This is a genomic window from Psychroserpens burtonensis DSM 12212 (assembly GCF_000425305.1).
Classification (GTDB): Bacteria; Bacteroidota; Bacteroidia; order Flavobacteriales; family Flavobacteriaceae; genus Psychroserpens; species Psychroserpens burtonensis.
In genome coordinates this window covers 1-6,388 of the sequence record NZ_AUDE01000047.1, presented here as the reverse complement: position 1 = coordinate 6,388, position 6,388 = coordinate 1, and the positions used below count along the sequence as shown (strand labels likewise).

Sequence of the window (6,388 nt, the reverse complement as noted above, 5' to 3'; positions counted from 1 at the left end):
AAAGAGAGGACTCGTACGTGTCATGGACCTATAATTCTAAAACACGTTATAGTTCTCCTCTTTTTCTAGCTAAATATATTTAATACAAACTAAAGAAACACGTTGTGGTGCATTAAAATAGAATATGTTCAAGAAAGACGAAATAACAGGATATAACCCAGTTTTGATAAATGCGGATATTGATTTTTTGAAATTTTTAATTGATAAAAACCAAGTGACCCTTATTGAAAACACAGGGCTCCAAAAACTAATTGATGATTGTATTTCCTATATAGAATTAGATTCTGAAACAGATTTCGATTTTGATACTCTAAAACCATTGATGGTATTACATTCCTTAAGTGATTCACTTAGGATATTATGGATGAAGAGAAAAGAATTCAAAACTCAACTTGGCGCAATGAACAGCGGAGATTTCTCTTATGGTGTCCCAAGTGAAGCCGGTCAGATATACTTTAAAGATTTTGAACTTGAAATATTTACTGCTGCATATTTAAATGAATACAATGTTGATATTGAATTACCGCAGCATACAGAAGGTAATGACCTTTTTTACAAAGACATTGAAATTCAATGTAAACATCCTTTAACGTTTAACAGAAATAAAATAGACGGTTTTTTAAGAACATTTCAGACGTCATTACAGAATAGTCAAAAATATGGTGTTTTTGGAATTGGAGTTGATGACTTTTTGGGTTTCACTGAGTCAGACTTTCCATTTGATGATGAAAACATTTTAAATGCATATAGAGGAAAGCTCTATGAATCAGAAGCGATATTGAAAGAAGTTTTTGATGACACACTCCAATATTGCCCAAGAGTATTGGGTGTTTATTTAATAAATACCCATTTCATGCATTCCCAAAATTTAGGTCCAACTCTAACAAAAATGACAAACTCTGTATTTTGTTTAAGACCCAATGCCCGTGAAGTATCAGAAGAAATTCATAGACAAGCATATGAGATTCTAACGGTTTTTAATCCTAAACCTGCAGTTCGCACATACTAAATGGCACTAAAACCAAACGAACGATATAATCTAATTACTTCTATTGCTTTAAAATTACAAGCAGAACAGAATACTACAGGAATCAATATTCTATTATCAGGGTATGGAATAGCAACTGAATCGGTTGATATAGTTCCAAGCAAAAGAGCTTATGTAATTGATTTATTAAAATCTCAACCCGACAAACTGATTATGCAAATTGCAGGTGATCAAGAAATTGAACTTCCAAGAAAAGATATTCACTCAAATGATCATTTTAAAAGAATTTTAGAAACTAATCAATTGCATAGTGTAATTGATGATTTTAATCGTGCTTTTGAGAATTTAGAAACAGACCCTGAACAGGCAATTGCAAGTGCCTCTTCCACTTTAGAAAGTATCTGTAAAGCTATCTGTGACTTTTTTAAAGAAGAATACCCAAAAGCACAGCATATGCAGCCATTAATTGCTAAAGCATATAAATTACTCAATTTATCACCTGACCAACACGCTGACGAACAAATAAAAAAAATTCTTGGAGGCTTAAATAGTGTTGCAACAGGAATTGGTACTTTAAGGTCTAAAAACAGTTCTGCTCATGGTCATGGGACTAAAAAGGTAAAATTAAATGTCCGTCATTCACGATTAGTAGTAAATAGCTGCATGACCATTGGATTGTTTTTATTAGATACATATTATGATAATTATTTAAAAAATTAAAACGACACCACAACAATGTGTATAGTGCATAGCACCCTGCGGGATGCTACGACACCATACACGTAACGTTACCAAACATTAACCTATAAAGTACTTTATCATTCTATTAATATTGTTTTTCTAATGTGTTCTTGTAAATATAATGTCTAATTACAAAACGTATGTTTTACTCCAATATATTTAATGAAGAATTACAATTCTCCTCAAGTCATGCTAAATCTATATATGATTTTAAATTTGACTTTGTAAATATTGTTAAACATGGTAACTAAGTATCTTGAAATGATGATATGATGAACATTAATAAGTTACCACAAATTCTCAAGCGATTTAAATTTCTATATTTGAACAAGCTTAAATAGTCATGTTGAAAACAATTCAAATATGTAGTATTATAATCAGTGTGTTAACATTTCTTGTTATTATATTCAAACATAAGAGAAATACTTATCAAAAAATCTTACTTCTAATATATGTAATTTCTTTAGCCTATTATTCTAGTATGATTTTTATGATCAAAACGGGTTCTATCATCAATTATCCACATTTTTGGAATACGGGAACACCTATTAATTATCTCCATCTTGCTACATTTATGATTTTTGTAAGGAGCATCGTTAAGAATTTGAAAAGTCCTAAGAAACTAGACATTATTTTATTTCTACTTCCTTTGGCGAGTTTAATAAATTTTGTACCCTTTTATCTTAAAGATTTGAAATTTAAAACTAGCCATATTCGTTATCTAATCGAAAACGAAGATTCTGTATTTTATGCCACAGAAAGTCTAATTCCAGCATACTGGAACTATTTATTTCAGTTTGCCTTAGGCGTTATTTTTAGTTGTATCGCTATTTTTATGATACTGAAAGTGATAAAACTGAAAGAAGAAAATAATTTTAAAAGTGAATTTATCTGGCTTATTTGCATTTCAATACTCATGCTTCTAGGTAATTTGGCAGCATTCATTTCTCTGTTTTTTGATTCGTCTTCACTAGATACTCACTCAATTTCTGCTTACTTATTTGCGCTTTACATAATTATCATATTTTCATATCCATTCTTTGAACCTAAAGTCTTGTATGGAGCTTTAGTTGATGTCAAGCAAAAAATCTCAGGTAGAAATGAAAACAAAACTGTATTTATTACTGATGACTTAGAAAATTATAAAGCTCAAATAGAAAGTTTCTTTAATTTAGAAGTTTCTTATTTAAAATCTGATTTTAGACAAGACGATTTAGCAAAATTTCTAAGCATTCAAAAAAAGGAACTGTCTCAAATAACAAATCTTCTTTACCATAAAAACTTCAACCAACTCGTAAACGAAAAACGGATAGATGTTGTCCTTAAAAAATTTGCAGATTCAGAATGGTTAAATTATAGTCTCGAAGGTGTTTCTCTCGAAGTTGGCTTTAAATCTAGAACGACTTTTATAAAAGCATTTAAAGAAAAAACAGGTATTACCCCTTCTGAATATAAAAAGATGATTTCATAGGGCTCCCTTGAAACAGGCATAAATGTTGTTCAAATTTTAAATCTTGAACAGGTTTTTCTTTAATTGCACTCGACTTGAATTAACTTCTACATATTTTTGATTTTTAATAAATTAAAAAATAAAGTATGAAGCATTTTACGCTAATCTTATTAATACTTATTCTTTCAATAAATAAAGTGAATGCGCAAGATGAGGGAAAACAAGAAGTAGATGCTTCTAATCCAACAAATCTTTACACACAAGTTAACACGGCATTTGAATATACCTTATTAAAGGATGGTACAAACCTCTATGGGATGAGAGCTAATGTTCAATATTCTTTCGACCCTAATAATTTGGTATTAGCGGAAATACCATTACTTTATAATGATGCTACTAGTTCTTTTGGATTAAGTGATGTTCGAGTACGTTATTTCACAATTGTAAAACGTGTTATGACTTCTGAAAAATTTCACGTAATAGCGCCTTTTATTGATATTACTTTACCAACAGGTAGTTTTGAAAATGGACTAGGCTCAAGTAGCTTTGTGCTTGCTGCAGGAGCTGTTTATGGCTTTGCTGCTTCAAAAAAAATAATGTTATTCCCTGGATTGAGCGTTGTGCATGTCACAAAACCTGGTACAGATTTAATTCCTGATGCTTCTAAATTTTCTAGTACGGGATTTTCGGCTCAGGCTAATGTGAGTATTAGTTTTAATAAAAGCTGGTTTCTATTTGTAAATCCTGTTATGACAATGTTGAATACCGATGGAGAATGGAATGAAGACTGGTCAGGGGAATTCAATTTAAATCACATGATAATTCAAAACAAACTAAAAGCGAACATAGGATATTCTCCAAATTTCACTACTGAAGCAAACACAGTTAGATTGGGAGCCACATTTTTCTTATAAACACTTAAAATTACAAATTATGTTTTCAAAGTATTTCAATATTAAATTAGTTTTAGTTTTCTCATTATTTTCTACTGTATTAGTCGCACAGAAACAAAAAATAACCGTTGCAAAGGCTGTAGATACAGACAACGACAAATACGTTGCTATTTTTAAAGACATTCATGAAAACCCTGAATTAGGTTTTATGGAAGTGAGAACTGCAGGTATCATTGCTAAGGAGTTAAAATCGTATGGCTATAAAGTCACAGAAAAAATTGGTATCACTGGAGTTGCTGGAGTTTTAAAAAATGGTAATGGCCCAATAGTGATGTATCGCGCAGATATGGATTGTAATGCGGTATTAGAATTGACTGATTTACCCTATAAAAGCACTAAAATAGTTAAACTAGATGATGGTTCTGAAACACCTGTTACGCATGCTTGTGGACATGATGTGCATGTGACATGGATGCTTGCTGCTGCGAAGTTTATGTCAGAACATAAAAACCTTTGGAAAGGTACTGTCATTTTCATTGGTCAACCTGCAGAAGAACCAATACTTGGTGCAGAAGCTATGGTAAATGACGGGCTATACACTAAGCACAAGATTCCTGAACCAGATTATTTATTCGGAATTCACTCCATGCCAATTTCAGTAGGTATGATCGCTGCTGCATCAGGAGTTAGAATGGCTGGTACAGATCAATTCGATGTCACTTTTCATGGTATTGGTGGTCATGGCTCTAATCCTCACTTATCTAAAGACCCTATTCTAATGGCTGCTTCTGCAATCATGCAGTATCAAGCTATAATAAGTCGTGGTATTGACGCAAAAAGTGCTGCTGTAATTACGGTAGGTTCAATTCAAGCAGGAAAAGATAATAATGTCATTCCTAATAAGGCATTATTAAAAGTGAATTTACGATGGTTTACTGAGAAAGACAGAAGGTTAATGATTGATGGCATCACTCGTATTAACGAAGGCATAGCTCATGCATACGATTTGCCAAAAGAAAAATATCCTACTATTAAATTTAAAGGATGGTCATATCCACTAGAAAATAATACAGAATTAACTAAAGTTGTTAGAGAGTCTATATACCCATTAGTTTCTGATAAAAAATTTGTACTAGATGAGACTGTAGTTCCTTCAGTTATGGGCTCTGAGGATGTCCATCATTTGGTTATTAACAATGCAAAAAAAGATTATGCTTATATCAATGTTGGTATTGCAAATCCAAAACGATTTGAAGACGCTGTTAAAAAAGGCCAATTACCTTTTAATAATCACAATGGTAATTTTGAAGTTGACCTCAGTGCGATCTCGTTTGGTTCTAAAGTAGCTATTACAGCCATGTTGGCGATCTTTAATCAATAATCAATATTCATGGTAAAGGAAAGAATAATTGAAAAAAGTGAAAATATAGTTTATTTCATCCTTTGCATTGCCTCATTATTTTACATCGCTGTAGAATTAATTTACCTTTTTTATACATTTTATATTGAATTAAGAAGTTTAGATTTTGATGCTGGTAATTCCTTTGCAATTAAAGCGGTACCAATACTTTTTAATATTTTGATTTCATTAGAAATTTTGGAAACTTTTAAAAATAATGACGGAAAACTTTTAAGGAAAATCAAAATTATTATTATAGTTGCACTTACAGCTATCTGTAGAAAAATTATTGTTATGGATATTAAACATTCAGATTACCATATAACAATAGGAATTTCAGCATTAGTAATTAGTCTCTGTTTAGGTTATTATTTACTCTCTAGACAAAAAGATCTTAAATAGTTTACTCAGATATATAGAAAATTAAACGAAGCTATAAACTCACGCTTACGTTTTACATAAAGAAAAATATCCAACTATTAAATTTGAAGGATGGCAGTATCCGCTAAAAAAGGTTGTACACATATAAATTTAAGATTTGCAGAACCAAAATGATTAGAAGAAGTTATTAAAAACGTTTGGTAACACCGTGTATAATTAATTGCTTGGTCACTGCCGACTTACGAACATTCCTGCGGAATATTCTATCTGTGATTTATTTGCTAAATTAGTTGCTTAACCACGCAACTCCTATGTTTGTAAAAGAAGTTAATTCATATATAAATTTAGCAATAATAAAGTGAAAAAAGTGAGAGTACACACGCAACTAAATAACTCTAGAAGTATATTGTTGGTTAGAAATCACCTCACTTTTTTTATATCTTTTAGAGTTTGAACAGAATGTAAGGAATAATTAGTCAAAGTTATATCCAGAATATCCAACTAGGAGAAAAAACGAGGAAAGATAGTCACTTTAT

Annotated in this window: 6 protein-coding genes; all 6 read left to right on the top strand. The window is 31.1% G+C overall.

The features are described 5' to 3' along the window. Positions 1-124: 124 nt before the first annotated feature. The 6 genes from H593_RS0115130 (at position 125) to H593_RS20195 (ending at position 5,873) form a co-directional block, all read left to right on the top strand. Positions 125-1,009, top strand: coding sequence for a hypothetical protein (locus H593_RS0115130; RefSeq protein WP_028873202.1), 885 nt, complete (start codon positions 125-127; stop codon positions 1,007-1,009). After that, positions 1,010-1,708 carry an abortive infection family protein gene (locus H593_RS20200; RefSeq protein WP_051229771.1) on the top strand — a complete coding sequence of 233 codons (699 nt, stop codon included), beginning with the start codon at positions 1,010-1,012 and terminating at the stop codon, positions 1,706-1,708. 502 nt (positions 1,709-2,210) lie between these two features. After that, positions 2,211-3,200, top strand: a complete 990-nt coding sequence (locus tag H593_RS0115120) for a helix-turn-helix domain-containing protein (protein WP_169338378.1) — start codon at positions 2,211-2,213, stop codon at positions 3,198-3,200. A gap of 125 nt (positions 3,201-3,325) precedes the next feature. Further along, positions 3,326-4,093, top strand: coding sequence for a hypothetical protein (locus H593_RS0115115; RefSeq protein ID WP_028873200.1), 768 nt, complete (start codon positions 3,326-3,328; stop codon positions 4,091-4,093). 19 nt (positions 4,094-4,112) lie between these two features. Then, positions 4,113-5,453, top strand: a complete 1,341-nt coding sequence (locus H593_RS19455; RefSeq protein WP_084142347.1) for an amidohydrolase — start codon at positions 4,113-4,115, stop codon at positions 5,451-5,453. A gap of 9 nt (positions 5,454-5,462) precedes the next feature. After that, a complete protein-coding gene (locus H593_RS20195; protein ID WP_051229770.1) occupies positions 5,463-5,873 on the top strand; it encodes a phosphate-starvation-inducible PsiE family protein in 411 nt (136 codons plus the stop codon). Positions 5,874-6,388: the final 515 nt, after the last annotated feature.

Coding starts and splice junctions, on each gene's coding strand:
- H593_RS0115115 (WP_028873200.1), top strand. CDS start 3,326: ATGAAGCATTTTACGCTAATCTTATTAATACTTATTCTTTCAATAAAT.
- H593_RS20200 (WP_051229771.1), top strand. CDS start 1,010: ATGGCACTAAAACCAAACGAACGATATAATCTAATTACTTCTATTGCT.
- H593_RS19455 (WP_084142347.1), top strand. CDS start 4,113: ATGTTTTCAAAGTATTTCAATATTAAATTAGTTTTAGTTTTCTCATTA.
- H593_RS0115120 (WP_169338378.1), top strand. CDS start 2,211: ATGATTTTTATGATCAAAACGGGTTCTATCATCAATTATCCACATTTT.
- H593_RS0115130 (WP_028873202.1), top strand. CDS start 125: ATGTTCAAGAAAGACGAAATAACAGGATATAACCCAGTTTTGATAAAT.
- H593_RS20195 (WP_051229770.1), top strand. CDS start 5,463: ATGGTAAAGGAAAGAATAATTGAAAAAAGTGAAAATATAGTTTATTTC.